Annotated in this window: 27 protein-coding genes and 1 riboswitch; of the genes, 13 read left to right on the top strand and 14 right to left on the bottom strand. The window is 64.5% G+C overall.

Going from position 1 to position 25,378, the window contains the following annotated elements:
• Positions 1-4: 4 nt before the first annotated feature.
• Entirely contained in the window at positions 5-445 is a 441-nt protein-coding gene (locus ACREB7_RS12155) for a hypothetical protein (protein WP_431592536.1), read from the top strand.
• Between the two features lie 8 nt (positions 446-453).
• Here the strand turns inward: ACREB7_RS12155 and ACREB7_RS12150 are convergent, their stop codons facing one another.
• Entirely contained in the window at positions 454-1,350 is an 897-nt protein-coding gene (locus ACREB7_RS12150; protein ID WP_431592535.1) for a hypothetical protein, read from the bottom strand.
• A gap of 178 nt (positions 1,351-1,528) precedes the next feature.
• Here ACREB7_RS12150 and ACREB7_RS12145 point away from each other — a divergent pair, with 178 nt between their 5' ends.
• Complete coding sequence (locus tag ACREB7_RS12145; RefSeq protein ID WP_431592534.1) at positions 1,529-2,365, top strand: arylamine N-acetyltransferase family protein; 837 nt, start codon at positions 1,529-1,531, stop codon at positions 2,363-2,365.
• Between the two features lie 64 nt (positions 2,366-2,429).
• Here ACREB7_RS12145 and ACREB7_RS12140 read toward each other — a convergent pair whose 3' ends face one another.
• The 5 genes from ACREB7_RS12140 to ACREB7_RS12120 form a co-directional block, all read right to left on the bottom strand.
• Positions 2,430-3,020, bottom strand: coding sequence for a hypothetical protein (locus tag ACREB7_RS12140; RefSeq protein ID WP_431592533.1), 591 nt, complete (start codon positions 3,018-3,020; stop codon positions 2,430-2,432).
• 58 nt (positions 3,021-3,078) lie between these two features.
• The gene (gene arr / locus ACREB7_RS12135) at positions 3,079-3,492 is read right to left on the bottom strand and encodes an NAD(+)--rifampin ADP-ribosyltransferase (protein ID WP_431592532.1); all 414 of its coding nucleotides are present in this window, start codon (positions 3,490-3,492) and stop codon (positions 3,079-3,081) included.
• Entirely contained in the window at positions 3,492-4,463 is a 972-nt protein-coding gene (locus tag ACREB7_RS12130) for a CPBP family intramembrane glutamic endopeptidase (RefSeq protein ID WP_431592531.1), read from the bottom strand. Before ACREB7_RS12130 ends, arr begins: the two co-directional genes overlap by 1 nt.
• Before the next feature lie 89 nt (positions 4,464-4,552).
• Complete coding sequence (locus tag ACREB7_RS12125) at positions 4,553-4,861, bottom strand: hypothetical protein (RefSeq protein ID WP_431592530.1); 309 nt, start codon at positions 4,859-4,861, stop codon at positions 4,553-4,555.
• Positions 4,862-5,210: 349 nt separating this feature from the next.
• Positions 5,211-5,723, bottom strand: a complete 513-nt coding sequence (locus ACREB7_RS12120) for a 2'-5' RNA ligase family protein (protein ID WP_431592529.1) — start codon at positions 5,721-5,723, stop codon at positions 5,211-5,213.
• 31 nt (positions 5,724-5,754) lie between these two features.
• Here ACREB7_RS12120 and ACREB7_RS12115 point away from each other — a divergent pair, with 31 nt between their 5' ends.
• Both ACREB7_RS12115 and ACREB7_RS12110 read left to right on the top strand, forming a co-directional pair.
• Positions 5,755-6,459 carry an endonuclease III domain-containing protein gene (locus ACREB7_RS12115; protein ID WP_431592528.1) on the top strand — a complete coding sequence of 235 codons (705 nt, stop codon included), beginning with the start codon at positions 5,755-5,757 and terminating at the stop codon, positions 6,457-6,459.
• A 231-nt stretch (positions 6,460-6,690) separates the two neighbouring features.
• Positions 6,691-7,857, top strand: coding sequence for a Fic family protein (locus ACREB7_RS12110; protein ID WP_431592527.1), 1,167 nt, complete (start codon positions 6,691-6,693; stop codon positions 7,855-7,857).
• A gap of 318 nt (positions 7,858-8,175) precedes the next feature.
• On the opposite strand, the gene ACREB7_RS12105 is transcribed toward ACREB7_RS12110, so the two are convergent.
• Positions 8,176-9,114: a hypothetical protein gene (locus ACREB7_RS12105; RefSeq protein ID WP_431592526.1), complete on the bottom strand. Its 939-nt coding sequence runs from the start codon at positions 9,112-9,114 to the stop codon at positions 8,176-8,178.
• 216 nt (positions 9,115-9,330) lie between these two features.
• On the opposite strand from ACREB7_RS12105, the gene ACREB7_RS12100 reads away from it, so the two are divergent.
• From ACREB7_RS12100 to ACREB7_RS12090, 3 genes are all read left to right on the top strand, one after another.
• Entirely contained in the window at positions 9,331-10,245 is a 915-nt protein-coding gene (locus ACREB7_RS12100) for an IS1595 family transposase (protein ID WP_431592525.1), read from the top strand.
• Positions 10,246-10,403: 158 nt separating this feature from the next.
• Positions 10,404-11,048, top strand: a complete 645-nt coding sequence (locus ACREB7_RS12095) for an NYN domain-containing protein (RefSeq protein ID WP_431592524.1) — start codon at positions 10,404-10,406, stop codon at positions 11,046-11,048.
• A gap of 89 nt (positions 11,049-11,137) precedes the next feature.
• Positions 11,138-11,797 (top strand): hypothetical protein, encoded by a 660-nt coding sequence (locus ACREB7_RS12090; RefSeq protein ID WP_431592523.1) that lies wholly within the window; start codon positions 11,138-11,140, stop codon positions 11,795-11,797.
• Positions 11,798-11,934: 137 nt separating this feature from the next.
• On the opposite strand, the gene ACREB7_RS12085 is transcribed toward ACREB7_RS12090, so the two are convergent.
• Together ACREB7_RS12085 and thiC are read right to left on the bottom strand one after the other, a co-directional pair.
• Positions 11,935-13,677 (bottom strand): AIPR family protein, encoded by a 1,743-nt coding sequence (locus tag ACREB7_RS12085; RefSeq protein ID WP_431592522.1) that lies wholly within the window; start codon positions 13,675-13,677, stop codon positions 11,935-11,937.
• A 63-nt stretch (positions 13,678-13,740) separates the two neighbouring features.
• Positions 13,741-15,627 (bottom strand): phosphomethylpyrimidine synthase ThiC, encoded by a 1,887-nt coding sequence (gene thiC, locus ACREB7_RS12080; RefSeq protein WP_431592521.1) that lies wholly within the window; start codon positions 15,625-15,627, stop codon positions 13,741-13,743.
• 55 nt (positions 15,628-15,682) lie between these two features.
• Positions 15,683-15,794, bottom strand: a riboswitch (TPP riboswitch).
• Positions 15,795-15,895: 101 nt separating this feature from the next.
• On the opposite strand from thiC, the gene ACREB7_RS12075 reads away from it, so the two are divergent.
• From ACREB7_RS12075 to ACREB7_RS12055, 5 genes are all read left to right on the top strand, one after another.
• Positions 15,896-19,771, top strand: a complete 3,876-nt coding sequence (locus tag ACREB7_RS12075; protein ID WP_431592520.1) for a YadA family autotransporter adhesin — start codon at positions 15,896-15,898, stop codon at positions 19,769-19,771.
• A gap of 144 nt (positions 19,772-19,915) precedes the next feature.
• Positions 19,916-21,148: a cytochrome P450 gene (locus ACREB7_RS12070; protein WP_431592519.1), complete on the top strand. Its 1,233-nt coding sequence runs from the start codon at positions 19,916-19,918 to the stop codon at positions 21,146-21,148.
• Positions 21,149-21,239: 91 nt separating this feature from the next.
• Positions 21,240-21,689: a hypothetical protein gene (locus ACREB7_RS12065; protein ID WP_431592518.1), complete on the top strand. Its 450-nt coding sequence runs from the start codon at positions 21,240-21,242 to the stop codon at positions 21,687-21,689.
• Between the two features lie 2 nt (positions 21,690-21,691).
• Entirely contained in the window at positions 21,692-21,991 is a 300-nt protein-coding gene (locus ACREB7_RS12060; protein ID WP_431592517.1) for a transcriptional regulator, read from the top strand.
• Positions 21,988-22,266: a hypothetical protein gene (locus tag ACREB7_RS12055; RefSeq protein ID WP_431592516.1), complete on the top strand. Its 279-nt coding sequence runs from the start codon at positions 21,988-21,990 to the stop codon at positions 22,264-22,266. The genes ACREB7_RS12060 and ACREB7_RS12055 overlap by 4 nt, the downstream gene beginning before the upstream one ends.
• A gap of 10 nt (positions 22,267-22,276) precedes the next feature.
• Here ACREB7_RS12055 and ACREB7_RS12050 read toward each other — a convergent pair whose 3' ends face one another.
• On the bottom strand, positions 22,277-22,963 hold the full coding sequence (locus ACREB7_RS12050) for a helix-turn-helix domain-containing protein (protein ID WP_431592515.1): 687 nt from the start codon (positions 22,961-22,963) through the stop codon (positions 22,277-22,279).
• 96 nt (positions 22,964-23,059) lie between these two features.
• Here ACREB7_RS12050 and ACREB7_RS12045 point away from each other — a divergent pair, with 96 nt between their 5' ends.
• Entirely contained in the window at positions 23,060-23,503 is a 444-nt protein-coding gene (locus ACREB7_RS12045; RefSeq protein ID WP_431592514.1) for a DUF6265 family protein, read from the top strand.
• On the opposite strand, the gene ACREB7_RS12040 is transcribed toward ACREB7_RS12045, so the two are convergent.
• Genes ACREB7_RS12040 through ACREB7_RS12025 form a run of 4 tightly spaced genes read right to left on the bottom strand, consistent with a single transcriptional unit; the run spans position 23,500 to position 25,221 of the window.
• On the bottom strand, positions 23,500-23,958 hold the full coding sequence (locus ACREB7_RS12040; RefSeq protein WP_431592513.1) for a DMT family transporter: 459 nt from the start codon (positions 23,956-23,958) through the stop codon (positions 23,500-23,502). The two genes, ACREB7_RS12045 and ACREB7_RS12040, sit on opposite strands and share 4 nt — an antisense overlap.
• A complete protein-coding gene (locus ACREB7_RS12035) occupies positions 23,955-24,176 on the bottom strand; it encodes a tautomerase family protein (protein WP_431592512.1) in 222 nt (73 codons plus the stop codon). The genes ACREB7_RS12040 and ACREB7_RS12035 overlap by 4 nt, the downstream gene beginning before the upstream one ends.
• Positions 24,177-24,187: 11 nt before the next feature.
• Complete coding sequence (locus tag ACREB7_RS12030; protein ID WP_431592511.1) at positions 24,188-24,598, bottom strand: VOC family protein; 411 nt, start codon at positions 24,596-24,598, stop codon at positions 24,188-24,190.
• Positions 24,595-25,221: a pyridoxamine 5'-phosphate oxidase family protein gene (locus ACREB7_RS12025; protein ID WP_431592510.1), complete on the bottom strand. Its 627-nt coding sequence runs from the start codon at positions 25,219-25,221 to the stop codon at positions 24,595-24,597. The genes ACREB7_RS12030 and ACREB7_RS12025 overlap by 4 nt, the downstream gene beginning before the upstream one ends.
• Positions 25,222-25,378: the final 157 nt, after the last annotated feature.

Here is a 25,378-nt window from a genome sequence, read left to right as displayed (position 1 = left end):
CGAAATGACCGCGCTGTTCAGCGACGAGCAGAAGGCGATGTTCGAACGGCTGCTCGACACGCATCTGGATCATGCCGAGCGGGTCGATGCCGCCTATCGCGCCGCGCTGATGCCGATGGCGACCGAGGCCGAGCGGATCCTGTACCAGGGCGGCGATTTTTACGCCTATCTGATCGCCGAGATGATCAAATGGCGCGACATGTATGCGGCGGCGGTGCGCGGCGTCGTCAACGCCGCCGAACCCTTGGGGTCGGACGCGGGGCAGGTCTGGCGCGCGCGGCTGGCGGGGCAGGACGCGATGATCGTCGAGGTCGGCAAGGCCGGCCTTGCCGCGTTGAAGGACTGGCACAAGACCGTCTATGAGGCGCGCATTGAGGCGCTGGGCAAGGAGCGGGAACTGGCCGATGCGCTGAACAACCTGCGCCAGCGCTATGCGCCCTATTAGGACAGGCTCTAGGGGCGCGGCGGGTCTTTCGCGTCGGCGTCGCCACCGAGTTGCCGTTCGAGCGTGCGGCCGATGGCGGACCGCTGCGCCGGTGCGGCGAGATTCGGCGGCGCGGCGTAGAGCCCGCGCAGGAATCCATAGTCCCATTCGGTCAGCGTGATCGGCACCGCGGTGCCGGCGGGCGCATCCATGACGCGCAGGATCGTCGCGGGGGCCGCCGCCGCGAGCTTTGCCGGTTCGGTCCGCGCGAAGCTGCGCATCACGACATAATCGGCGAGCTGGGTCGGGGTCAGGCCTTCGAGCGCCGCGACCTCGACCACCACGGCGGCGGCGGCGAAGGTCGGACGCGCGGCGGCGGTGATCCGCGAACCCACCCGCGTCGTGCGGTTGACCGCCACCCCCTCTTCGACCGCGAGGCGCTGGCCATCGGCATTGACCACCGCGCCGGCCTGCCACGCCGCGACCGGACCGGGTTCGTCGCGGATGCGCTTGCGCTCGGTCGGGGTCAGCCCGGCGAAGAAGTCGGGATATTTCTTGCCGAGCGTGGCGAGCAGCGCCTTTTTGTCGCGCGTCACCATGACCACGACATTGGCGGCGCATTTCGCGTCGGCGACGCGCAGCCCCACCGCATCGGCGACGAGCCGGATCCGCGCCTCGACCGCAGCGCGCTGTTCGGCCGGGAGCCCGAGCGCGGCGGGGCAGATCTGCGTTTCAAAGCGTGCGATCTGGCCGCCGACCGGCGTCGGGGTCAGCGCCTCGACAAAGGCGCCGATCTCATCGTCGGTGATCCGCTCGCCGGTGACGACGATCGGCGCGTCGCCGGCGGACTGGGCGGCGGCAGGCGCGACGGGCGCGGCAAGCGCCGCAGCGGCGGCGAAAAGGGGGGCGATCGGGGCAAGGCGCATCAGGCTCTCCCAGGCGGCTAAAGCGATGCGCCGACGCTGCCGCGCCGCGACGGCGCGCGCCAGCCCGCTTCGACGAGGGGCGAGCAGGCGCCGACGAGCGGGGCAGACATGGCTTGACCTCAACCCCGGTCGAGCTTTCATAAGACGGGCCGATGATTCGCCGAACGGAGATTTGCCGATGCCCGCCACCGCCTCATCCACTCTCGACCTGCCGCGCTATCTGGCGCGGATCGGCTATGCCGGGCCGCTGACCCCGACCGGCGATGTGCTCGCCGCGCTGCAGGCGGCACATGTCGCGGCGATCCCGTTCGAGGCGCTCGATCCGCTGACCGGCAAGGCCGTCGACCTGGCCCCCGCCGCGATCGACGCCAAGCTGATCGAGGCGCGGCGCGGCGGCTATTGTTTCGAACAGAACAGCCTGTTCCTGCGCGTGCTGCGGGCCTTGGGGTTCGAGGCCGAGGGGCGGATCGCGCGGGTGCGCTGGACGCTGCCGGATGACGCCCCGCCGACCCCGCGCACCCACCAGCTGACCCGCGTGATCCTCGCGGGACGCGCCTGGCTGGTCGACGTCGGTTTCGGGTCGGCGGTGCCCGCCGCGCCGCTGGCGATCGACCGGGCGGGCGCGCAGCCGACCGCGCACGAGCCGTGCCGGCTGGTGCGCGTCGGGGACGCCTGGCGCGTCGAAGCCGAGATCGCGGGCGAATGGCGGCCGCTCTATGATGTCGAGGACGGCGAGCCGCCGGCGATCGATTATGAGGTCGGCAATTGGTACACGTCGCGCCATCCGGACTCGCATTTTTGCCACCAGCTGATCGCGGCGCGGACGACCGCCGATGCCCGCATCGCGTTGCGCGACAACCGGCTGACGATCCGCCGCACCGACGGGACGGTCGATCAGCGCTATCTGAGCGCCGAGGAGATCGAAGCGGCGCTCGCCGACATCTTCGGCCTGGCGGTCGAACCCGGCTGGCGGCCGGCGATCGAACGCGCGGCCACGGTGGAGGTCGCGGTTTAGCCGCAACCCGCGCCTTGCCGCCGCGCGGCGAGCGCCAGCGCGGCGAGGAGCGCGCGGCGGCGCATCATTCGGTCGGCGCAGCGGGCGCGGCGTCACCGTCCGCTTCGTCGACGGCGATCGACGAGGTCGCTTCGGCGGTGACCCCGGCATGTTCGTCGGTCACCGCGAGGTGGACGCGATAGGTGCCGAGCTTTTCGCCGTCCTCGATGACCAGGCCGATGCTGTTCGGCGACAGGATCAGCCGCTTCGGAGGCGGGGCGGGCTTGCTGTCCCAGATCACGAAGGCCATCGGATCGCCATAGGGCGCGCCGTCGGGGTCGGTGATCGTGATCCGCGCGGTCAGGCGGCAATGGCCCGCCGCGTCGGCGCGGCAGCTGTCGAAAATGATGAATTGGCTGAGCGGCCGGTTGCGCGTCGTGCGGTTGCTGGTGACGAGCCTGGGCGGCGTCGGCCGCGCCCATTCGGCCAGGAAGGCGTCGGAGTCTGCGGTCCAGAGCTGGACGATATGGAGGTCGCCGGCGCGCCCCTCGCCTTCGCGCAGGCGCGGCGCGGCGGTGGCCGGGGGCGCGGCGAAGGGTGGCGCTTCGGGGGCGGCGCGGACCGGTACAGCGGCGGCGAGACAGAGGGCGAGCGAGGCGAAGTGGGCGCGGGTCATAGGGGTCCTGCTAGCATGGCGACAGCGGCGGTCACAACGAGCGGAGCTGGCGCGGTCGTCAGTCGATGATCGGAGCGCCCCCGGCCTGCAGCCGGGCGAGATTGTCCTTCATCGCCTGCAGCACCTCGGGCGGATGGGGTGTCCACTCGGTGACCTCGCCGACGATGCGCAGCGGCGCCTGGCTGCGATAGCTGCGGGTCGGGTTGCCGGGGAATTTCTTGTCGGTGAGGTTGGGATCGTCGAACCAGTCGCCGGTCGGTGCGACGATATAGATCCGTTCGCGGCCCTCCCCCCGCGCGAGCTCGCAGCCCCAGATTGCGGACTCGAGCGCGGCGGAGAAATAGATCCACGACAGCGGGGCGGTCTGATAATTGCTGCCCCAGCCTGCCGCGAGCAGCTCGCCGGTTTTCAGGTCGGCGCGGGTGCCGTGGTAGAAAATCGCCCCGGCGTCGGGGCCAATGGGGGTCGTCATCACGGGCTCTCCTCGGTCCGGCGATCGCTGTCGGCCGGGGCGGCGGCGCCATCCTTATCCGGCGGCGGGTCGGTGACGAAGCGGCCCCTTTTCCACGCCGCCATCAGAAAGGCGATGCTTGCGATCAGCGAGACCGCAAGCGCCGACAGCGAGGCTTCGGGGCCGAAGCCGCCGCCGCTCAGAAATGCCGACACCCCCTCGGCCGGCGCGGTGCGAAGCGGGCCGCCGCCAAATCCGTCGGTGCCCGACACGACCGCGCCGAAAATCCACCCTTGCGCGAAATTCCATCCCGCGTGCATGCCGATCGCCATCCACACCCGGCCGGTCAGCAGATAGAGGCCCGCCGCCACACCCTCGCCGGCGATCAGGCACAGCGCGGCAAATAGCGAGGAATCGGGGTTGGACAGATGCAATCCGCCAAAGACCAGCGCGGTCAGGATCAGCGCCGGAACCACCCCGATCGCGCGCCACAGCAGGCGGAACAGGATGATCCGCATCACCACCTCTTCGATCACCCCCGACTGAACCGACTGTTTCAACGCTTCGGCAATATGGGTGACGGGGGTCGTCGTGATGCGGACCCAGCCCGCCCCCCACATTGGTGCGACGATCGCGGCGATGAGCAGCCCGCCAATGAGCAGCCCGCCGAGCAGGTCGGGAAGCAGCCGGGCCAGCCCGACCTCGGGCACGCGCCGCCGTTCGACGAGGGCGACCGCCGCCGCATAGACGCCAAGCATCGCTGCGGACCCGGTGAGCACCGCCAGCAGGCGTGCCCCGGCGGGCGACGCGGCGCGCGACACAAAGGTCTCGCCCGCCGCCAGCGCCGCCAGTCGCAGGCTGGCATCGGCGGCGACATTGAACGCCGCGACGCACAGGATGGTCAGCAGGCAAAGCCAGCCGAGCGCCCGCACCCAGCGATAGGGGCCGGGGCGCAGCCATCCGGCATGGCCGAGGGCGATGGGTGAAGCCATGGCGACGATCCTCCGATCGATGCTTTATAGCGCCACTGTATTATTGATACAATACACGTTGTGAGGCCGCACCGGCCGCGCTGCGACGATTATTCGGCATCGTCGGAGGGGTCGAGCCGCACCGTCCACATCGGCTGGCCCTGCGGCGACAGCGCGATGTCGGGCGAGGGGACGAGGTCGTCGCCGGTCTCGATCCAGCCGCGTCCGTCGCATTTGGGGCAGGCGTGGCGGATCGAGCGGTGGCTGACGAGGTCGATCTGTATGTTCCACTGGCCGTAACCGGCGCAGACCGGGCAGAGCTTGTCGAGGTCGCCGCTGCGGTGGCGCCGCGAAATCCCGTCGAGCGCGTGCGGGTCGGCGGGGCCGGCGCAATGGACGATGTTCGAGGGGTGCGACATGGGGGCTGGCCTTTGCTGGGGCGAGGATAGGCCCCAAGGCGGATGGCGGCAAGCGGACGGTTGCGGACATAGCAACCGAAGCGCTGTGCGCCGACGTTTGTGAGACTTATTTCACGCAAAGGCGCAAAGGCGCAAAGGCACAAAGAAGCGCCCCGCGACCGCAAGGTCGCCTGTCCATCATCGTCGCATCATGCCGTACCACCGAAGGAAAAAGCCGCTTCGCGGCAGAGCACGACCTCTTTGTGCCTTTGCGCCTTTGCGTGAGACAAAAAATAACCGGACCTGGCGCCATTGCGCCGGCGCGGAGCCAGCAGGCGGCCGACGTTGCCCCACCCAAAGCCGCCAACCATCACCCCACACCCCCGCCAAGCCGCCAGCGGCCATGTTCGACATGGGTGGTCTTGCCGACCACGCTTTCGGTCAGGATGATCTCGCCCACCGTCCAGCCGATCGGCGGCATTTTCTGTGCGTTCTGCCGGTCGCCGCGATAGTTGATCGTGATATGCGGTTCGGGGGTGGTGCCGTCCATGATCGGCGCCTTTTCGCGCAGCAGATGGTTGACCAACGCCTTCTGGAACGCCCGCGCCTCGGCGAGCGGATCGCGCGTGCGCAGGGTCACCGCCTTGCGGTTCTCGATCCGGTCGAAGGCGAGCGCGAAGGGCGCTGCGGCGAAGCGGCCCAGCGCGGCGATGGTCGCGGGCAGCCATTCGGACGGCGCATAGTGGAGGTCGTAGAGCGAGATGAGCGTGACATGGAGCAGCTCGGGGCCGCGCCCGGGGTCGTTGCGCGGCAGCGCGGCGATTTGTGCCTGCACCTCCGGCGGCGGCTTGGCCATGACGTAGAGCGGGTTGCGGGCGCGCATTCTTCCTAAAAACCTTTTTCATGTTCTTGATATGTTCTATACCGGAAACATGCAAGTCGCCTTTGCCTTTGCGGCGGCGGACATCGCCGGTTGCTATGCAAAACTGGGTCCGGTCGCAATACCGCGCCATCGGCGATCGCCGGTCGGGCAGCTGGTCAAATCGATGATCAGCGCGCGGACCCGCGACGCGGTGTCGACGGCGGCCTATGACCGGCTGGTTGATCGCTATGGCGGGCCCGCTGCACTGGCGCAGGCGACCGCAGCGGAGGTTGCGCGGACGATCGGCGACGTGACGTTCGCCGAGGCGAAGGCGGCCCATCTGGTCGCGGCCTTGCGCCGGATTGCGGCGATCGACGGCGGATTTGCGCTTGCCCAGCTGGCGGAGCTTCCGCTGAGCGATGCGCTGGCGTGGCTGGAGCGGTTGCCCGGCGTGGCGCGCAAGGTCTCCGCCTCGACGCTTAACGCCAGCACGCTGCGGCGGCCGGTGATGATCGTCGACACTCATGTGCTGCGGGTGCTGCAGCGGCTCGGCTTTGTGCCAAGGGCCGCCGACTATCGCGTCGCCAGCGAGGCGGTGACTGCGGCGATGCCGGACTGGATGGGTGGCGATTTCCTCGGTTTCCATATCGCGCTGAAGCATTTGGGCCAGACGCTATGCCGGTGGGACATACCCGATTGCGCAGTTTGCCCGCTGGCTGCCGATTGTCCGGTGGGGCGGCGGCGGTTGGGCGCTTAAATTCTTTCGCTGCTTCATAGAGCGAAATCAGCGTGACATGGTCTGCCGGACGGCCGCTTCGGGTGAATGGAGGAGCTTATTAAAGCCAACATTGCGCCAGATGACGCTGCGGCATATAATTAAATCCAGACTTGACTTAAAATGGAAGGCACCTTCTAATTCAACGCTGGATTGCGTTAGCGAAAGTTTGATCGGCTAAGTCAATTCAGCCTTGATAGAGCGAGAAACGGCGTGAACCAAAATAGCAAGCGCGCGGGACAATATGTGCGCCAACCAGCGCATTATGCTGCGTTTATACCTGAACAGCTGCCGCCCGATCCGCCGATCGCATGGGACGATGAGCTGCATACGCTGCTCTCGCGTGCGGACAGGGCGCTTGGCCGACTTGACGGATCGATCCAGACGCTGCCCGACGCCGATCTGTTCGTCTTTATGTATGTTCGCAAGGAAGCTGTGCTTTCTAGCCAGATTGAGGGTACGCAGTCCTCGCTTAATGATCTGCTGGAAGCCGAGGCGTCGATCAACGACACGCGGCATCCGAGCGATGTCGACGAAGTGCTGAACTATGTCGATGCAATGAATCACGGATTGGCGCGTCTCGGCGAGCTGCCGGTTTCGGTGCGGCTCATTCGCGAAATCCATCACCGCCTGCTGAATGGCGTGCGGGGCAATCAGGCCAGCCCTGGAGAGCTTCGCCGCAGCCAGAACTGGATCGGGCCGGGCGGTTCAAGCTTGAATGAGGCGATCTTCGTGCCGCCACCGCCGCACGACGTGGAACGGCTGCTCTCCGACCTTGAGAAGTTCATCCATGCCAGCGACAGGCTGCCGCCGCTGGTGAAGATCGGACTGATCCATGCGCAATTCGAGACGATCCACCCCTTCCTTGACGGCAATGGGCGGGTAGGGCGGTTGCTGATCACCTTCCTCCTCTGTGAAGCGGAAATCCTGATCAAGCCGGTTCTCTACCTGTCCTATTATTTCAAGCGCCACCGTACACGTTACTATGAATTGCTGCAGGCGGTTCGCGACCGGGGCGAATGGGAGGAGTGGATCAAATTCTTCCTCGAAGGCGTCGCGGTCGTAAGCCTGGAGGCGACCGAGACGGCGCGCGCGATCGTGGCGCGGCGCGAGGCAGACCGAAAATTGATTACCGATGGGTTTGGCCGGGGAGCCGGTAGTGGATTGCGCATCCTCGAATCGCTCTATCGGACGCCGTTCATCAGCGTCAGCCAGGCGGCCGAGCGCCTTGGGATCACCTTTCAGGCGGCACGTAACTTGATTCAGCGGTTTGTGGATGCGGACCTGTTGGTCGAAATTACCGGGCAGGAGCGGTATCGGGTGTATCAATATGCGCCCTATGTGCGGCTGTTCTCCGATCCGGACCGACCGCAAATGTAAAGCAGCGCGGCGCCAAGAATCTCGGGCGTCGCGGGCAGCCACTCGGGCGGCGCATGGTGGAGGTCGTAGAGCGAGATGAGCGTGACATGGAGGAGGTCGGGGCCGCGCCCGGGATCGCCCAAGCGGCAGCGCGGCGATTTGCGCCTGCACCTCGGGCGGCGGCTTGGCCATGATGTAGAGCGGGTTGCGGGCGCGCATGGAGAGCGAGCGTAGCATGATGTCGGGGTGGCGACGATGGGTGGGCCGTCGAGGCGGGCCGTCGCGATGGGCCGAAGGTTCCGGGCCGGAAGGTCACAAAGGTCACGCTACACCCCCCTCTTATGTCCCGCCCTCCGGGGGCTCGGGCCCTTCCGACGCGTCATCCCCCTCTTCATCATTGCCGCAATCGATGGTCAGCGCGGTGCCGGCGGCGGCGCGGCGGGCTTGCTCGAGGTCGATCTGGCGATGGAATTCGGCGTCGGTCAGCCCGCCGGGGGCGATGTCGAGCGCCTTGAGCCGCCGCATCACCGCCAGGGCGGCGATCAGCCGCGCGTCGGTTTCCTCCTGCGTCGCAACCTGCGGCGCGGACGCCGCGGCGTCGGCCTGTGCCGCCTCTTCGTCGGTCAGCCATAAGGTGTCGTCCTCCTCGCGCTCGCGGTCGACGGTCGCGCCGCTGCCCCGGTCATGGGCATCCTCGGCGACATGGCCGGTCCAGCGGGCGAGCGCGAAGGCCTGTGCATCGGGGCGGCGGCGCGGTTCGCGGCGGTCGCGCCACGCGCCATAGGTGTCGGGGTCGCGATAGCGCAGCAGGAACATCGTCAGCCGCTCGTCATAATAAAGCCGCTCGCCGACCTGTTCGCCCTGGAACCACACCGGGCGCGCGACGCCGTGCAGCGCGCGCGAAAAGGCGGCGTCGGACAGGCGGCGGATCGCATAGACGAGCGCGGCATCCCATGCGGCGCGAAAGCTGTAAGCGTCGACGCGGCGGCGCAGGCGATAGGCGGTCGACGGCGACAGGCCGACGCGCTCGCACGCCTCGGTCACGCAGCCGCATTCGCCGAGCGCATCGATGAATTCGACCTGCTTTTCGGGTGTCCAGCCATCATGGCGTTCGCGCGGGCTTGCGGGGACGAAGTCCTGCGCCGCGGCGAGCGTGCGGCTGTCGTCGGGCGGCGGCCGGCGCGCCTTGGTGATGCGAACGGGGCCGGGCGCCTTTTTCGCGCGCCTTGCGCGCGCGCGAACCGCGGCGAGGTCGGGGATGATCTTGTCGTGCTTCATCCGAAAGGATGAACCAGACGGGGATTTTTTAGGAAAGGGTTTTTTTGTAGTGGGTGTGCGAAATAGGATTTGCAGGGGCGGTTCGGCGGCGCCCGAGAGGTGGGCGCCTTCGGGCCGTTCCATAGGTCCGTAATTTGGGGGTTTAGTAAACTTTCACCGTAATTTTGGCAATTATATACTTGACAAAGCAGCGCATGAGACGGCATAGAATAGGGCATGACGAACATCACTGCCCCGCACTTTCACGACGAAACCAAAGCCCGCGAGCATTTGGAAGCGATCCGTTGGCCGGAAGGTCCGACCTGCCCCCATTGCGGTTCGTTCAATGCCACGCGCCTTGAAGGCAAGAAGCACCGCGCCGGACTGGTCCAGTGCAACGATTGCCGCGAACAGTTCACCGTCACCGTTGGCACCGTCTTTGAGCGTTCGAAGGTGCCGCTTCACAAATGGCTGCTCTGCAATCACCTGCTGTGCGCCAGCAAGAAGGGCATGAGCGCAAAGCAGATCGAGCGTATGCTCGGCGTCACCTACAAAACCGCTTGGTTCATGTGCCACCGCATCCGCGAAGCCATGAAAACCGATGGTACTGACGGCCCCCTCGGCGGTCCTGACGCCGTTGTGGAAGCCGATGAAACCTATGTCGGTGGCAAGGCCAAGAACCGCGCCACCCGCAAGCCTGCCCCTAAGAAAGCCGTTGTCGCGCTGGTCGAGCGTGACGGCCACGTTCGTTCGTTTCACGTCGCCAACGTTAACGCCAAGCATCTGCGCGGCCTTATCGTCACCAACGTTGACCGCCGCTCGCACCTGATGACCGACGAAAGCGTCGTCTATACCAGCGTTGGTCGCGAGTTTAACGGCCACAGCGTCGTCAACCACAGCGCCAAGCAGTACGTCACCACCGGCGGCTTCAAGCACAGCAACACCGCCGAAAACTTCTTCTCCATCTTCAAGCGCGGCGTGATCGGCACCTACCACCATATGAGCGAGGCCCATCTGGCTCGCTATACCGGCGAGTTCGATTTCCGTTACAACACTCGCACCATGACCGACGCGGAACGCGCCTCGGTTGCCCTGTCGCGCATCGGCGGCAAGCGCCTCACCTATCGGCGGACTGACGCAATCGCCGCCTGATTGGTTTCAGGCGCCGCGCCAGATCGGCGAAAAGCGAAAGCGATGGACAAAATAAAACCCCGGGAACCGTGGTTCCCGGGGGGGCCGCTGGGCGCACCATGCGGCGTTGCTTCGTGCGAGATAGGTACGTACACCGGCGAAGTCAACAGGGAGTTAAAATGCGCGGGGCCGTCTATATCGATGCATTCAACCTCTATCATGCGATAGATGACTTGAACCTGAACTACCTAAAATGGTGCAATCTCTGGCGTTTGTCGGAATCCATTATGAAGGGGCATGCGAAGCCACTTGTGAAAGTCGTTTGGTGCACCGCTTATCGATCGGGTAACACGGGCGCAAAGGCACGACACCGCGCCCTTAAACTCGCGCTCGATCATTGCGGCGTGCAATGTGAGTTCGGTCACGAAGTGATGGAGCCAGCTGGCTGTCGAGCGTGTGGCGCGAACTGGGATATACCTCGCGAGAAGGCCACAGACATAAACCTGGCTTTGGCTGCGTTCCAAGATGCCGTCGATAACGTCTATGATGCGGCGTTCATTGTCACAGCCGATACAGACCAAGCGGCGACGTTCTCGTTCATCAAGAAGCGCTTCCCGACGAAGCGGCTCTATACCGTAACCCCGCCCGGTAGGCAGCCGTCCAAACATCTCACCGCCATTGCAGACGGTAAAATTTCGATCTCCGAGCGAATGCTAGATTCCGCCGTGTTGCCGTTCCTCGTTGGACAAGGAGCGGGCGCTGTTACACGTCCGGTGGAGTATGACCCGCCGCCGGGTTATGTGCATCCCGATGACCGGCCTTAGGCTTACGCTTACTTGTCGCCTTGTGCGGCCTCGGCGGCGTCGCCAGCATCCGGCGAAGCGTCTCTAGCTCTTTTTGATCGGTGTCAGACATGGGCAAAGTCCATAGCAGCGTTGGTAAGGTCAGCAAACCCGGCGACCGCTTCACCGCACGGCGTCGCTTGCCGCTCCAAGACCCCAAGGCGATTGCCCGACATAACCGCCGTGTCGGCGAAGTCCTGCATGCCTACAATTCCGCCCATGCATCGGTGTTCGGCGTTTTCACATTCTTGGGCATGCACGTTGACTACCAACACACCTTGGACGTGTGGCACTCGTCGGGCACCGACAAAGGGCAAAGAAACCTGCTCGAAGTCGCTGTCCGCCATCGCCTTAAGGGACGAAAGGTAGTCCAGAAGGGCATTTTGTGGGCGCTTGGCGCGCTCGACGAACTCGGCACCTTCCGAAACGACGCGGTGCACACCAACATGGCTTGGTACTATGACGAATTTGTCCCCGGCATCGGATCCAAGGAAGCCACCATAAAGCGACTGGAGCAATTGCCGTTCGACAAACACTGGCGAGCCTTGCGCGGCGACCTCATAGCCTTGGCTAACTACCTAGCGGTTCTGGCGTATGACGTCCTTGGGGACAATAAGCTGCCATCTTGCAAAAGACCGAGGTTACAGCTTGCTCGCTCAAGGTCCGCTGAGACTCAGACACGACGTCGCCAAGCCAAAAAAGCAGCTCGCGAACGCCAGCGTCAATCATAGCGGGCGTTAGCTCAATCTCAGTGGGTGTACCGGCCTGTCCCGAATCCTGTACCACTTCTGTTCTGCTTTCTCAAGTATATAATTGCCGTAATTTTATCACTGTAACTCTCAGTAGTCCAGGTTAATCTTACACGGTACTATTTTAGAGTGCCTGCCACTGGCGTATAGCGACCTCGGACACCTAAAAAAAACGTCTCAGATCGTATCGTATCGCGAAGTTTTTCGCGAGCAGTTGCTGCACCTGAACTCATTAGATGCGTTTCCAGCGCTTTCTCGACGCTAGAAACCACTCTACTTAGGCGAGTTTCATCCGCACTCAACTTGATCAATTCTTCGGAAAACTTAATCTTCTCCTTGTTCGACAAGCCTATAAAGGCTCGCCGACCTAGCACCTGCCTTACCGCAGCATCTATAATATAGAATCTATAAATTTTAGTTGCGGCATTGATTTTCTGATTTCTCCACATGAACTCAAGGCGATAGTGTAAAAATGCTATCGCATAGCTAGGGCGAACATCCTGCCTTTCTTCAAATATATCTTCTACATTATCTCCAATTTCGGCTTTGTAGTTCCGTGCTGCACGATGCGGAGCGCCTAATAGGCCCGCCGTTACTGCCTTAAAGAATGGCTGCATCTGCACGATCCGCGCACGTTCAACAGCTTCCGATCGATATTGATTCTCTCGCCTTTCAAGAAATATCTTTTTAGACGTAGGAGCATTTCTCGAAAATTCTTCGAGATTTTTCATAAATGGTAGCAATGACCAAAACTGCTCATCTCGAACCGGATTCTGTTTGTTAGTTCCCGAAATAATCGAAAATATGAAATCCTCGTCTTTTGTTCCGATCAACCTAAATGGAACAAATACGTTTTCTATATTGTCACGATTATGAAAAACGACATTACTTGTCTGGCATCCATTCACTATCTGGAAATCTTCAATAGTAAAGTTGTTACCGATCCTATTAATGGATCTCGCGACCACCGTTATTCCGTTGTTCCTATAAACGAAATTATCGTGCTCGCCATTTTCCAGGCTGGACGATATCTCTTTATTTATCTTAGAATTTGAATTGTAGTCTCGAATATTGTCAAAGAATACTGATTTATTTATATCTATTATTTCTCCACTTTCATTATATATTGAAACAACTTTAAGCAATTCCGATGCTGGTATGTAGCCAATATAACCCTCCCCCACGCTCTCGTGCCGAGGAAGGACTACGCTTTCTTTAAAGTCTAAAGTAACTTCAGTAGACGTGGATGCTGCGCGATAAAGGCGCTGAAGCTGACTTGCTCCATAAATATTAATTTCGAGATTTTCTTCGTCAAAAATGCTAAGCTCTGTTAGTTCATTCTTTGTGTTTTCGACTAGGCGCTCGATCCTCTGCTGTTTTTCGTAGCTTCCGGTCGACGCGAAATAGCAATAAATTCCCGGATTTCTTCTTTTTACACCGTTGGTGTAAAGATAATCTTTGGCTTCAATTAGATCGTCGAGCTGCGCTGATTCTTTAGACAGCTGCCCAGAAAAAAATCCTTTAACACTGTCAAAGAACTTTGACATTTCGCCGTAGTCAAATCCTGCGGAAGTCTTTGACTGAAAAAAGTAAAAATCAATTTGAGGATTCTTGGTGTCCGCTATTGCGGTAGCCGCCTCATCAGCATCTGTAACAAGATTACCTTGGACAATTATAGCGACGCCATCCAGGCCAAACTCGGTACCAGTTAAATGGGCGTCGAAGGGATCAATATTTTCTCCAGACCCTCCATTTATAATGGAATAGATGGTATAAAGTTCAAATTGATCACTTTCGGACTTTTCTTCCAAATCGTAAGCCTCAGCGAACTCCTTCATCTGTGCTTGATTGACGGGGTTCATCTAAATGGTTCCTTGAATTGACCAGGTTGCTTCAAAGCAGTTTCGCCGAAATTTGGCGTAGGGTCAATCATGCTCCCGCCCGCCAGCCCCCATATACAGCTCGCGGCCGGTTTCCTCATAGACCTCGCTCATTTTCGCCATGCCTTTTTCGGCCTCTTCGGCGGCGATGAAGGCGGCGCTGTCCTGATTTTGCAGCTTTGCGAAGTCGCGGACTTCCTGGCTGATCTTCATCGAGCAGAATTTGGGTCCGCACATGCTGCAGAAATGCGCCGATTTCGCGCCTTCCGCCGGGAGCGTCTGGTCGTGGTATTGTTCGGCGGTGTCGGGGTCGAGCGACAGGTTGAACTGGTCGCGCCAGCGGAATTCGAAGCGCGCTTTCGACAGCGCGTCGTCGCGGACCTGCGCGGCGGGGTGGCCCTTGGCGAGGTCGGCGGCGTGGGCGGCGAGCTTGTAGGTGACGACGCCGACCTTCACATCGTCGCGGTCGGGCAGGCCCAGATGCTCCTTGGGCGTGACGTAGCAAAGCATCGCGGTGCCGTACCAGCCGATCTGCGCCGCGCCGATGCCGCTGGTGATATGGTCGTAACCCGGCGCGATGTCGGTGGTGAGCGGCCCGAGCGTGTAGAAGGGCGCCTCGCCGCACGCTTCGAGCTGCTTGTCCATATTTTCCTTGATCTTGTGCATCGGGACGTGGCCCGGGCCCTCGATCATCACCTGGACATCCTGCGCCCAGGCGCGCTTGGTGAGCTCGCCCAGCGTGTAGAGCTCGGCGAATTGCGCCTCGTCGTTCGCGTCATAGATGCTGCCGGGGCGGAGGCCGTCGCCGAGACTGTAGGCGACGTCATAGGCCTTCATGATCTCGGTAATCTCGTCGAAGCGTTCGTAGAGGAAGCTTTCTTTGTGATGCGCGAGACACCATTTCGCCATGATGCTGCCGCCGCGCGACACGATGCCGGTCATGCGCTTCGCCGCGAGCGGGACGTAAGGCAGGCGGACGCCGGCGTGGATGGTGAAATAGTCGACGCCCTGTTCGGCCTGTTCGATCAGCGTGTCGGCGAAGATTTCCCACGTCAGGTCCTCGGCGATGCCGCCGACCTTTTCGAGCGCCTGATAGATGGGGACGGTGCCGATCGGGACGGGCGAATTGCGGATGATCCATTCGCGCGTGTCGTGGATGTTGCGCCCGGTCGACAGGTCCATGACGGTGTCGGCGCCCCAGCGGATCGACCAGACCATCTTGTCGACCTCGCTCGCGACGTCGGATGCGACCGCGCTGTTGCCGATATTGGCGTTGATCTTGACGAGGAAGTTGCGGCCGATCGCCATCGGCTCGCTTTCGGGGTGGTTGATGTTGCTGGGGATGATCGCGCGGCCGCGCGCCACCTCGTCGCGGACAAATTCGGGGGTGACGTAATCGGGGATGCTGGCGCCGAAGCTTTCGCCGTCGCGCTTGTACTCGGCGAGGCGCGCGCGGCCGAGATTTTCGCGCTCGGCGACATATTCCATCTCGGGGGTGATGATGCCGCGGCGGGCATAGTGCATCTGGCTGACGTTGGCGCCGGGCTTGGCGCGGAGGACCTGGCGGCGGACGTTGGGGAAGGCGGGGACGCCGCCCGAGCGGTCGGGGCCGAGCTGGCCGTTATCCTCGGGCTTGACCTCGCGCTGGGTGACCTCCTCGACGTCATCGCGACCACGGATCCAGTCGGCGCGGAGTTCTGGGAGGCCGGCGTTGATGTCGATGATGGCATTGGCGTCGGTGTAGGGGCCCGACGTGTCATAGACGCGCACCGGGGGCTCGCCCGAATGCGGGTCGAGGTCGATTTCGCGCATCGCGACGCGGATGCCGCTGCCGGTCTGGGTCGCGACATGGATCTTGCGGCTGCCGCGAATCGGCCCGGTGGTGATGCCGATGGGGGTGGGCGTTTCGAATTTCGCGTCGATGTCGGCCATGTGCAGTCGCTCCGTTGGTTATCGGAGCGAAGACGGATTCCGCCCATTTTGGTTGGGGTGGAATACCGACCCTCCCTCCGCCGGTATTAGCCGGATCAGGTTCAACGGGTCGCGGTCTATTCCGCTCTCAACCGGCCATCACAGACGCGGCTCCCCGGGGATGGGCCCAGATTAGCGGCGGCGGCGCGCGCTGTCGAGCGGCATCGGCGGCGCGGCGTAATCGAACCGTCATATGCGATGAAGTGATGGAAAAGCCTCACTTTTTCTGTTGACGAACCGTGTTCGATTTCCGACGAATCGAGTATCGGTCACGATCGACCGGGAAGAACAGGGGCTTTTCTATATGACTATTCGGGTTCGGACCGCGCTGCGCGGGTCCTTATGTGCGGCTGCGTTGGTGGTGGGGATGACGGCGATGCCGGCGATGGCGGCGGAATGTTTGCTGGATACGAATAATAATGGCGTGGCGGATGCTGCAGACACCGATGGTGGGGCCGTGTCGCAGGGGCCGACGTTCGAGGGGGACATAACATTGGCTTGTGGACCCAATGCGGTAGCGTCTGCTCCAGCTTCCACGGCGATTGGCGCCGACAGTCGCGCCACCGAGATCGCAACCGTAGCGGTTGGGAAGGGCGCCACGTCAACAAAGGTAGGAGGCGTCGCGGTGGGCGGCGTCGCCTTTGTGGAAGGCGACGGAGGCGTCGCGGTCGGTCTCGGCGCGCTATCTCTCGACACTGGAGCGGTTGCCATCGGCAGCAACGCCGCTGGCCGCTCCATCTATACGGTCGCGGTCGGCGCCGATAGCAATGCCCAAGGGGACGGTGCGGTCGGTATCGGCTATCAAGCCAACGCTGTCAGCAATTTTGCTGTCGCCATCGGCAAACAATCCTATGCATCAAGCAGCGTCTCGATCGGAACGCAGGCATATTCCGAAGGACTGACCTCCGTTGCAATTGGGAATCAGGCAAATGCCTTCGGCGGGGACTCGATGGCCCTCGGCGGAAATTCCATCGCGTCAGCGGGCGGCTTGGCGATTGGCGTGAGATCGAACGCGAGCGGCGTAAACAGCGTGGCAGTTGGCAACGATTCGGTCGCCACCAGATCCAATAGCGTTTCATTCGGCACCGTCGGTGTCGAGCGCCAGCTGACCAATGTCGCGGCGGGTACGGAGGACACCGACGCGGTGAACAAGGCCCAGCTCGATGCAGCAGTCTCTGCGGGGAATCCTTATGTGGCGGTCAATCCTGTCAGCGCGGGCACCCAAGGCCCCACCGCTTCGGCGCCGGGCGAGCTGGCTGTGGCCGTCGGTTCGGGCGCATTCGCATTTGGCGCTAATTCCATCGCAGTGGGCACGGATACGAGTGCAGTGGGCGAAAAAGCCGTTGCAATCGGTCACTCCGCCGGCGCCGAAGGCAGCGGCGTCGCGATCGGAGCCGGTTCCTATTCCTATTTTGGGGGGGTGTCGGCCGGCCTCAACAGCTATTCCAACGGCTTGGGCGACATAGCCATCGGATTGGGCGCCGCAACGAACCAGGGCATTTCCGGCGCGGGCGGTACGATAGCCATCGGCCAAGATGCCAGGTCCACCGGCCAACCCGGCATCTCGATCGGCAAGGAATCGGCTTCCAACAATTCAATCGCGATCGGATTGCGGAGCAAGAGCGACTTTGTCGGTCTCGCCATCGGACAGGATAGCAGCGCGTATTTTGCGGGAACGGCTATTTCCAATTATGCAACGGCAGGCGCTACGGCTTCATTGGCGATCGGGAATAGCGCAACGGTCGACTTCAATGCCGAGCGCGCCATTGCCGTCGGGGCGGGTGCCCACGTCAATTCAACCGCCGAGCGCGCCATCGCCGTAGGAGCCGGCGCAAATGTCAGCTCGGCGGCGAAGGACGCCATTGCGATCGGCACGGCGTCGGTGGCCAGCACCCGGTCGAGCATCGCGCTTGGAACCGAGGCTGAGTCTGTGGGTGCCGATTCCATTGCGATCGGCACGAAGACGTCGGCTGGACGGCCTGGGTCGATTGCTATTGGCGGCGACTATACCGCTGATGGCAATGGCGCGCAGGCAAACGGATTGCTTGGACTGGCGATCGGAGCAGACGCGACAGTTTCGAACGATTTTGCGCTCGCTTTTGGCTTCGCGTCCCAAAGCGGTGGCAGGCTTGCCGTTGCGGTTGGAGCCACCGCCGTCGCTGACGGGGCGCGTTCAACGTCCCTCGGGGCCGGTGCCGTGAGTAGTGCCGATGATTCGGTTGCGCTGGGCGCTCTGTCGGTAGCCGACCGCGCGAATACCGTGTCGATCGGCAAAGCCGGTTCGGAGCGACAAATTGTAAACGTCGCCGCCGGCACGCAGGGCACCGACGCGGTCAACCTCAACCAGCTGACCGCCGTCCAGTCGATCGCGAACAATGCGCTGGTCAACGCCGCGACCGCGCAATCGCGAGCCGACACCGCCTTCGCCAATGCCGCGACGGCGCAGGGGACGGCGGACACGGCGCTCGCGAACGCCGCCACCGCACAGTCGACGGCGAATACCGCGCTCGCCGATGCGGCGGGCGCGCAGAGCGCGGCGAACAGCGCGCTTGCTAACGCCGCGACCGCTCAGGGAACCGCTGATACCGCATTGGCCAACGCCGCCGCCGCGCAGGGGACCGCCGATACGGCGCTCGCTGCCGCGACCGGGGCGCAGGGCACGGCCGACAGTGCTCTCGGCAATGCCGCGACCGCGCAAGCGTCCGCCAATGCGGCGCAGTCGACCGCCAACAGCGCGCTGGCGAATGCCGCCAATGCGCAGGGCACCGCCGATACGGCGCTCGCCAATGCGGCGACGGCGCAGGCCTCGGCCAATGCGGCGCAGGGGACGGCGAACAGCGCGCTCGCTAATGCCGCCACGGCGCAAGGCACCGCGAACAGCGCGCTCGCCAATGCGGCGACGGCGCAGGGCACCGCCGACACCGCGCTCGCCAACGCCGCGACGGCGCAAAGCGCGGCGAATGCGGCGCAGTCGACCGCCGACACCGCGCTCGCCAGTTCGGCGGCGGCGCAGGGCAGCGCCGATCAGGCGGTTGCCGATGCCGCGGCGGCGCTCGCCAGCGCAAGTCAAGCCAACACCACCGCCGACATGGCGCTGGCGCGGGTCGATGAGGTGATCGCCCAGACCGGCAATATCGTCGGCAACAACGAGGGCGGCGCGGTGCCGACGGCGACGGGCAATGGTGCGATCGCCGGTGGTTCGGGCACCGTGGCGAATGGCGAGGGCGCGGTGTCGCTGGGGCTCGAGAACCAGGCGAACGGCAATGGCGCGGTGGCGATCGGCGATCCCAATATCGCGACCGGAACCGGCGCGGTGGCGATCGGCGCCAACAACACGGCAACCGGCAACGGGGCGGTGGCGATCGGCAATGCCAGCACCGCGACGGGCACGTCGGCGGTCGCGCTGGGCAGCGGCGCGAATGCGGCGACCCCGGGCAGCCTCGCCCTGGGCGCCGCCGCATCGGCGACGGGCGCGAACAGCGTCGCGCTGGGCCGCGGTTCGGATGCCTTGGGCGCGAACAGCGTCGCGCTGGGGCGCGGGTCGCAGGCGACGCGCGATAACAGCGTGTCGATCGGCTTCGCCGGCGGCGAACGCCAGCTGACCAACGTCGCGGCGGGCACGGCGGGGACCGATGCGGTCAACGTCGACCAGCTCGGCGCGGCGATCAGCGCCGAGGCGGCGGCGCGCCAGCAGTTCGACCTGCAGCTGTCGCAGCGGCTGGCGATCCAGGAGACTGCGACGACCAACCTGACGCTGGGCCTGTCGGCCGAGATGAATGCGCGGATCGCGGCGGACAATGCGCTGTCGACGCGGATCGACGGGCTGGCGACGCGGATGGACCAGATCGATGCCCAGATCGGCATCCTCGACGACCGCATCTCCAGCTCGACCGCCGTCGCCTCGGCGCTCAGCGGCAACGCCTTCCTGCCCGACATGAAGTTCAACCTGACCGCGAACGTCGCCACTTATGATGGCGCGCATGCAGGGTCGATCCAGATGGGCTTCCTCGTCTCGCCGAACGTCGCGCTGAATGCCGGCGTCGCGTCGGGCTTCAACCGCCGCGGCAAGACCGCCGCGCGCGCGGGGGTGACGATCGGCTGGTAAGCCGGCCGGCATCGCCATGAACGGGGGCGGGGCCGCGCGGCCTCGCCCCTTTTTGTATCAGCGCCCGCCGCCGCTGGACTCGCCGGGCAAGCGTGGCATAGTCGCCGCGCAAGACCCGCGACGCGCGGGCGGCGGGAGAGAAATATGGCTTCGGTGGTCGAAGAGGCGCGGGCGATCGCGCCGGTCGATGTCAGCGACAATGCGCTGTATGTCGAGAATAAATGGCGCGAGCCTTTTGCGGCGCTGCGCGCCGACATGCCGGTAAGCTGGTGCCCCGACAGTCCCTATGGCGGCTATTGGTCGGTGGTGAGCCACGCGCTGGTGCAGGCGGTCGAGCTCGATCCCGCGACCTTCTCCTCCTCGTGGGAGAATGGCAATATCGTCATCGCCGACCCGCCGCCGCAGTCGAACCTGCCGAACTTCATCGCCGCCGACCCGCCGGTCCACACCGCGCAGCGCAAGGTGATCGCCCCCGCCTTCAACCCCAGCCAGATGACCGAGCGCGAAAAAGAGGTGCGCCAGCGCACGCGCGAATTGTTCGACGCGCTGCCGGTCGGCGACACGTTCGACTGGGTCGAAAGCGTGTCGGTGCCGCTGACGATCGGCATGCTCTGCATCCTGTTCGATTTCCCGTGGGAGGAGCGCCACGACCTCAAGCGCTGGTCGGATTATGGCGGCCATGTCTCGCCCGAGACCGCGAGCGAGGAATATCGCGCGGCGTGGATGGCCGAGATGCAGGCGATGCTCGCGCGCTTCGATGCGGAGTTCGCCAAGCGCAAGGCGCTGCCGCCGACCGACGATCTGTTGTCGCGCATGGTCCACAGCGAGGCGATGGGGAGCCTCAATCCGATGGAGCGGCTCGCCAATATCGCGCTGCTGATCGTCGGCGGCAACGACACGACGCGCAATTCGATGAGCGGGCTGGTCGAGGCGCTGCATCGCTTTCCCGGCGAACTCGACCGGCTGCGCGCCGATCCCTCGCTGATCCCCAATGCGGCGCAGGAGATCATCCGCTGGCAGTCGCCGGTGACGCATATGCGGCGCACCTGCACGCGCGACGTCGAGCTCGGCGGGCAGCAGCTCCGCAAGGGCGAGAAGGTCATCCTCTGGTATATTTCGGCGAACCGCGACGAGGGCGTCTTTCCCGATGCCGAGCGCTTCGACGTCGGGCGCGCCAATGCGCGGCGGCATGTCGCCTTTGGGCACGGCATCCACCGCTGCGTCGGGGCGCGGCTCGCCGAGATCCAGCTCTGCACGCTGATCGAGGAGATTGTGACGCGCGGCATCCGGGTCGAACCGCAGGGCGAGGCCGAGCGGCTGGCGAGCCCGTTCCTGCACGGGTTCGTCCATATGCCGGTGCGGATCGTGCCGGGCTGACCCCTAACTTTCCAGTTTGGAAAATTATCACTTGCCGAATCGGAAAGAGAGGCTTATCGCTTTCCACGTTGGAAAGTGAAGGAGCGACAGCATGAATCCGATCGAAGCCCGGGCGGCGCTCGACAGCATGGCCGAGGCGCAGCGCGAGCTGGCGCGCAGCGGCCCCAAATATCCGCTGTGGCGGCACGCCGCCTTTGCCGCGGTGATGGCGACGCTGGTGCTGGGGCAGGGATTCGATCTGCCCGTGCAATTGCCGCTGCTCGTCGCGCCGTTGGCCGCGATCGCCTGGCTCGTCGCCGACGATCGCAAGCGCTACGGCGTCTTCGTCAACGGCTATCGCAAGGGACGGACCTTGCCGGTGACGCTATTGCTGCTCGCGCTGATGCTTGGTGCGATGGGCGGCGAGCTCTACGCGCGCTTCAACCATCTCGACCTTGGTGTGAAGCTGGGCATCGCGGGCTTCGCGTTCGTGGTCGCGCTGGCGATGAGCCTGTGGTGGACGCGCCTCTATGATCGCGAGTTGCTGGACGGGGGCGCCTGACCATGGACGGGATCGACATGGTGCTGCACGCGCCGGCGCGGCTGCAGATCGCGGCGCTGCTGAGCAAGGTCAGCGAGATGGAGTTCGCGAAGCTGCGCGAGCTGGTCAAGGTCAGCGATTCGGTGCTGTCGAAGCATCTCTCGGCCTTGTCCGATGCGGGCTATGTCGCGCTGCGCAAGGCGGCGGAGGGCGGGCGCCAGCGGACCTGGGCGTCGCTCAGCCGCGCCGGGACGCGGGCGCTGGATCGCCATGTCGCCGCGCTGCGGGCGATCGTCGCGCATCTGCCGGTGGCGGCGGAATGAGCCGGCCCGACCTGTCCGACGCGGCGGCGCGCGCCGCCTATCGCGACGAATTGCGCGCCGTCGCCCGCACCCCGCGCCGGATGGGCCTGTTGTTCGTCTTCGCCTCGCTGGGACTGTGGGTGTGGCCGCAGAACGGCGGGCCGGCGATGCTCGGGCCGCTGCCGACCGCGACCTGGGGCTGGATCTGCCTGGGCATCGGCTGGGCGGTGCTGCTGTGGGTGATCGTCGCGCGGACGCGTTACCACAAGCAGCGGCTCGGCGGCCCCGACCTCTAGGGACCTGATCCTAGCGCAGGAACGGCCCGCGCGCGCGGCGGCGCGCCTGGCCCGCCGGAACCCCCGCCAGGTCGCGAAATTCGCGCGCCATATGCGCCTGGTCGGCGAAGCCGCCGTCGGCGGCGTGGCCCGCGAGGCTCGTCTCGCCGGGCAGCGTCTCAAAGGCTTTCTGGAAGCGGAGCAGGCGCAGATAGGCACGCGGGGGCATCCCGACATGCGCCGCGAACCAGCGTTGGAGCGCGCGCGGCGACAGGCCGGTGGCGCTGCCCATCGCGGCGACCGTCGGCGCGGCGACGATCGCGAGACCGACGGCGTTGAGCGCGGGCGCGGCGGCGAGGCGGCGCGCGATCGCGTCGAAATCGGGCGCGGGGCAGGGCTGCCAGCGGCCGGTGAGGGTCGCGAGCGGCGCGCCGCCGAGCATCGTCCACGCCCAGGGCCAGAGGCGGAGCGCCTCGAAGCGCGCATCGCCGCTGATCGCGAAGACCTGCGGGCGGTCGACCAGCCCGACGACGAAGCTCGCGGGCTGGTCGGTGTCCCAGCGCGATCGGCCGTGGGTGCGGCGGATCAGCTCGACGCAGCCGTCGGGGGTCGCCTGTTGCTCGATCCAGTCGCCCGGCCCGCCGTTCGCGGCGAGCGTCCAGCGCGTCTTGACCAGCCCGGCGAGTGCGGGCGGCGGGGCGACCTCGCGATAGTCCATCGTCGCTTTAGACGCTTTTTGTCGTATCGGTTCAAGACGGACGGCGATGGTCATGCCAGACCGGCGTCCGGCGCAGGGCCGGTGGGAGAAGCGAGGATGAAGAGCGTGATGGCGATGATGGCGGCGACGCTGCTGACGGCGGCGAGCGCGCCCGCGACGGTCGACGATCTCGGTTGGATGGCGGGACAATGGAGCCGCGAGGAGGGCGGGCGCTGGACCGAGGAGAACTGGACGTCGCCGCGCGGCGGGGTGATGCTGGGGGTCAGCCGGTCGGGCCGCGGCGACGCGTTGCGCGAATTCGAGTTCCTGCGGCTGCAGGCGGGCGCGGACGGCGCGGTCGCCTATATCGCGCAGCCCGGCGGGCGGGCGCCGGTCGCGTTCCCGCTGGTCGCGCACGACCAGGCGAGCGCGACCTTCGAAAATCCGGCGCATGATTATCCGCAGCGCATCCGATACGCCCGCGACGGCGCAACGATGACCGCGACGATTTCGGCGATCGACGGGGGCAAGGCGATGAGCTGGACCTACAGGCGGCGCTAGGCCGTCCGGCGCGCCAGATAGACCCCGGCGACCATCAGCCCGATCCCGGCGATCCGTTTCAGGTCGATCGCCGAGCGCATCGCGCCGAACAGCCCGAAATGGTCGATCGTCGCGGCGCTGACCAGCTGGCCGACGAGGACGAAGAAGATCGCGTTGCCGACGCCGAATTTGGGGGCGATGAAGGTCACCGCGATGACATAGAAGGCGACGAACAGGCCGCCGAAATAATATTGCGGTGCGATCGCGCTGGTGAAGCGGACCTGTCCGACCGAGCCGGTGAGCAGCGCGCCGGTCGTCGCGATCAGGAAGGCGAGGCCGAAGAGGATCATCGACGCCGCCATCGGACTGCCGAGCCGGGCGCCGAGCCCGCCGTTGAGCGCGGCGAGGATCGGGATGCCGATGCCGGTGAGCAGCATGATGAGCGCGAAGGCGGGGGCGCTGTTGGGCGCGGTCATGGCTGGGGCGCCTTGGCCGCCTGTGCGGCGCGATAGTCGCGCACCGGGAGCCCGCCGATCCCCCAATTCTCCAGATCGACCTCGTCGATCGTGACGACGGTGGTCGCGGGATTCTTGCCCAATATGCGCTGGAGCAGCTCGGTGACGCCGGCGATCAGTTCGGCTTTCTGTTCGGGCGTCGCGCCCTCGCGGGTGATCTTGATGTTCACAGTGGGCATGGGTTGTCCTTTCAGGCGAAGGGGGTCGCGAACTCGATACGGAGTCCGCCGGGCATCGCACAGATGAAATGATGCGTGGTCGCGCCTTCGCGGATCGGTTCGGGGTCGAATTCGATCGAAACGCCGAGGTGACCCTGGACGCGCGCAAAGACGGTGCGCAGCGTATCGAGATCGGCGACCTTGAGCGCGAGATGGTGGAGCCCGACATGGGCGCGGCGGTCGAAGGGGCGCGCGCTCGCGGGGTCGGCAACCTGCCACAGGGTGAGCAACGTGGCGCCGTCGGTGACGAAGATCGCGGGATAGTCGGGGCGCTCGGCGGTGACGCGGTACCCGAGCGCATCGACGAAGAAATCGCGTGCTTCGGCGACATCGCGCACCGCGAGCCCGATATGATGGGCGCCTTGGGTGAGAGCGGTCGTCATGTCTTTTCCTTCTCTGCTCGAAGCGCGGCGATTTCGGCGCGCAAGTGATTGAGTTCGGCGGCCATCGGCTGGATCGCCGCCGCGATCTCGGCCTCGGTGAAGCGCGGCGTGATGTGCTGCGAGCAATTCCATTCCCAGCCGATGACATCGATCAGGAAGGCGCGTTCGGGGATCGCGCGATAGCCCGTGGGCATGAGCGAAGCGACCAGCTCGGGGTCGTCGGCGAGTTCGATGCTGCGCGCGTGGCCGATCAGTTTGAGCCGGTCCTTGTTCGGATAATCCATCAGGAACAGCGACACGCGGTCGTCGCGCATCAGGTTCGCGGTGCTGATATATTGCCGGTTGCCGCGATAATCGGCGAAACCGATCCGGTTGCCGTCGATATGGCGCAGGAATCCGGCGGGGCCGCCGCGATGCTGCAGATAGGGCCAGCCGTCGGCGGTGACGCTGGCGATGTAAAAGCTGTCGCGCTCCGCCAGGAGGGCGATCTCCTTCGCGGTCAGCACGTCGGGCGTGCCATCGGCGCCGGCGTCGAGCTTCGCATAGGACGCGCGCGAGCCATGGAGTTCCTGCAAGCGCCGGATGTCTTCGTCGAAAAGGGTGGTCCGGTAATTGCGTGCCATCGGTCGGCTCCTTTCGCCGAGCCGATTTAGGTCATTGCCACGGTGGTGATAATCGATGAAGGTTGCACAACTTCATTCCGATTTATGGAATAATCGATGGATCATTTGGCGACGCTGGAGATGTTCGTCGCGGTGGCGGGCGAGGGCGGGTTTGAGG

The organism is Sphingopyxis sp. (genome assembly GCF_050725615.1).
GTDB lineage: Bacteria > Pseudomonadota > Alphaproteobacteria > Sphingomonadales > Sphingomonadaceae > Sphingopyxis.
The sequence above is the reverse complement of the archived record's forward strand: the minus strand, read 5'-3'. Positions and strand labels throughout refer to the sequence as shown.

Coding starts and splice junctions, on each gene's coding strand:
- ACREB7_RS12130 (WP_431592531.1), bottom strand. CDS start 4,463: ATGGCTTCACCCATCGCCCTCGGCCATGCCGGATGGCTGCGCCCCGGC.
- ACREB7_RS12035 (WP_431592512.1), bottom strand. CDS start 24,176: ATGCCCACTGTGAACATCAAGATCACCCGCGAGGGCGCGACGCCCGAA.
- ACREB7_RS12070 (WP_431592519.1), top strand. CDS start 19,916: ATGGCTTCGGTGGTCGAAGAGGCGCGGGCGATCGCGCCGGTCGATGTC.
- ACREB7_RS12120 (WP_431592529.1), bottom strand. CDS start 5,723: ATGCGCGCCCGCAACCCGCTCTACGTCATGGCCAAGCCGCCGCCGGAG.
- ACREB7_RS12030 (WP_431592511.1), bottom strand. CDS start 24,598: ATGACGACCGCTCTCACCCAAGGCGCCCATCATATCGGGCTCGCGGTG.
- ACREB7_RS12145 (WP_431592534.1), top strand. CDS start 1,529: ATGCCCGCCACCGCCTCATCCACTCTCGACCTGCCGCGCTATCTGGCG.
- ACREB7_RS12085 (WP_431592522.1), bottom strand. CDS start 13,677: ATGAACCCCGTCAATCAAGCACAGATGAAGGAGTTCGCTGAGGCTTAC.
- ACREB7_RS12095 (WP_431592524.1), top strand. CDS start 10,404: ATGCGCGGGGCCGTCTATATCGATGCATTCAACCTCTATCATGCGATA.
- ACREB7_RS12090 (WP_431592523.1), top strand. CDS start 11,138: ATGGGCAAAGTCCATAGCAGCGTTGGTAAGGTCAGCAAACCCGGCGAC.
- ACREB7_RS12060 (WP_431592517.1), top strand. CDS start 21,692: ATGGACGGGATCGACATGGTGCTGCACGCGCCGGCGCGGCTGCAGATC.
- ACREB7_RS12025 (WP_431592510.1), bottom strand. CDS start 25,221: ATGGCACGCAATTACCGGACCACCCTTTTCGACGAAGACATCCGGCGC.
- ACREB7_RS12140 (WP_431592533.1), bottom strand. CDS start 3,020: ATGACCCGCGCCCACTTCGCCTCGCTCGCCCTCTGTCTCGCCGCCGCT.
- ACREB7_RS12065 (WP_431592518.1), top strand. CDS start 21,240: ATGAATCCGATCGAAGCCCGGGCGGCGCTCGACAGCATGGCCGAGGCG.
- ACREB7_RS12055 (WP_431592516.1), top strand. CDS start 21,988: ATGAGCCGGCCCGACCTGTCCGACGCGGCGGCGCGCGCCGCCTATCGC.
- ACREB7_RS12040 (WP_431592513.1), bottom strand. CDS start 23,958: ATGACCGCGCCCAACAGCGCCCCCGCCTTCGCGCTCATCATGCTGCTC.
- ACREB7_RS12125 (WP_431592530.1), bottom strand. CDS start 4,861: ATGTCGCACCCCTCGAACATCGTCCATTGCGCCGGCCCCGCCGACCCG.
- arr (WP_431592532.1), bottom strand. CDS start 3,492: ATGACGACCCCCATTGGCCCCGACGCCGGGGCGATTTTCTACCACGGC.
- ACREB7_RS12115 (WP_431592528.1), top strand. CDS start 5,755: ATGTTCTATACCGGAAACATGCAAGTCGCCTTTGCCTTTGCGGCGGCG.
- ACREB7_RS12150 (WP_431592535.1), bottom strand. CDS start 1,350: ATGCGCCTTGCCCCGATCGCCCCCCTTTTCGCCGCCGCTGCGGCGCTT.
- ACREB7_RS12050 (WP_431592515.1), bottom strand. CDS start 22,963: ATGGACTATCGCGAGGTCGCCCCGCCGCCCGCACTCGCCGGGCTGGTC.
- ACREB7_RS12100 (WP_431592525.1), top strand. CDS start 9,331: ATGACGAACATCACTGCCCCGCACTTTCACGACGAAACCAAAGCCCGC.
- ACREB7_RS12105 (WP_431592526.1), bottom strand. CDS start 9,114: ATGAAGCACGACAAGATCATCCCCGACCTCGCCGCGGTTCGCGCGCGC.
- ACREB7_RS12155 (WP_431592536.1), top strand. CDS start 5: ATGACCGCGCTGTTCAGCGACGAGCAGAAGGCGATGTTCGAACGGCTG.
- thiC (WP_431592521.1), bottom strand. CDS start 15,627: ATGGCCGACATCGACGCGAAATTCGAAACGCCCACCCCCATCGGCATC.
- ACREB7_RS12045 (WP_431592514.1), top strand. CDS start 23,060: ATGAAGAGCGTGATGGCGATGATGGCGGCGACGCTGCTGACGGCGGCG.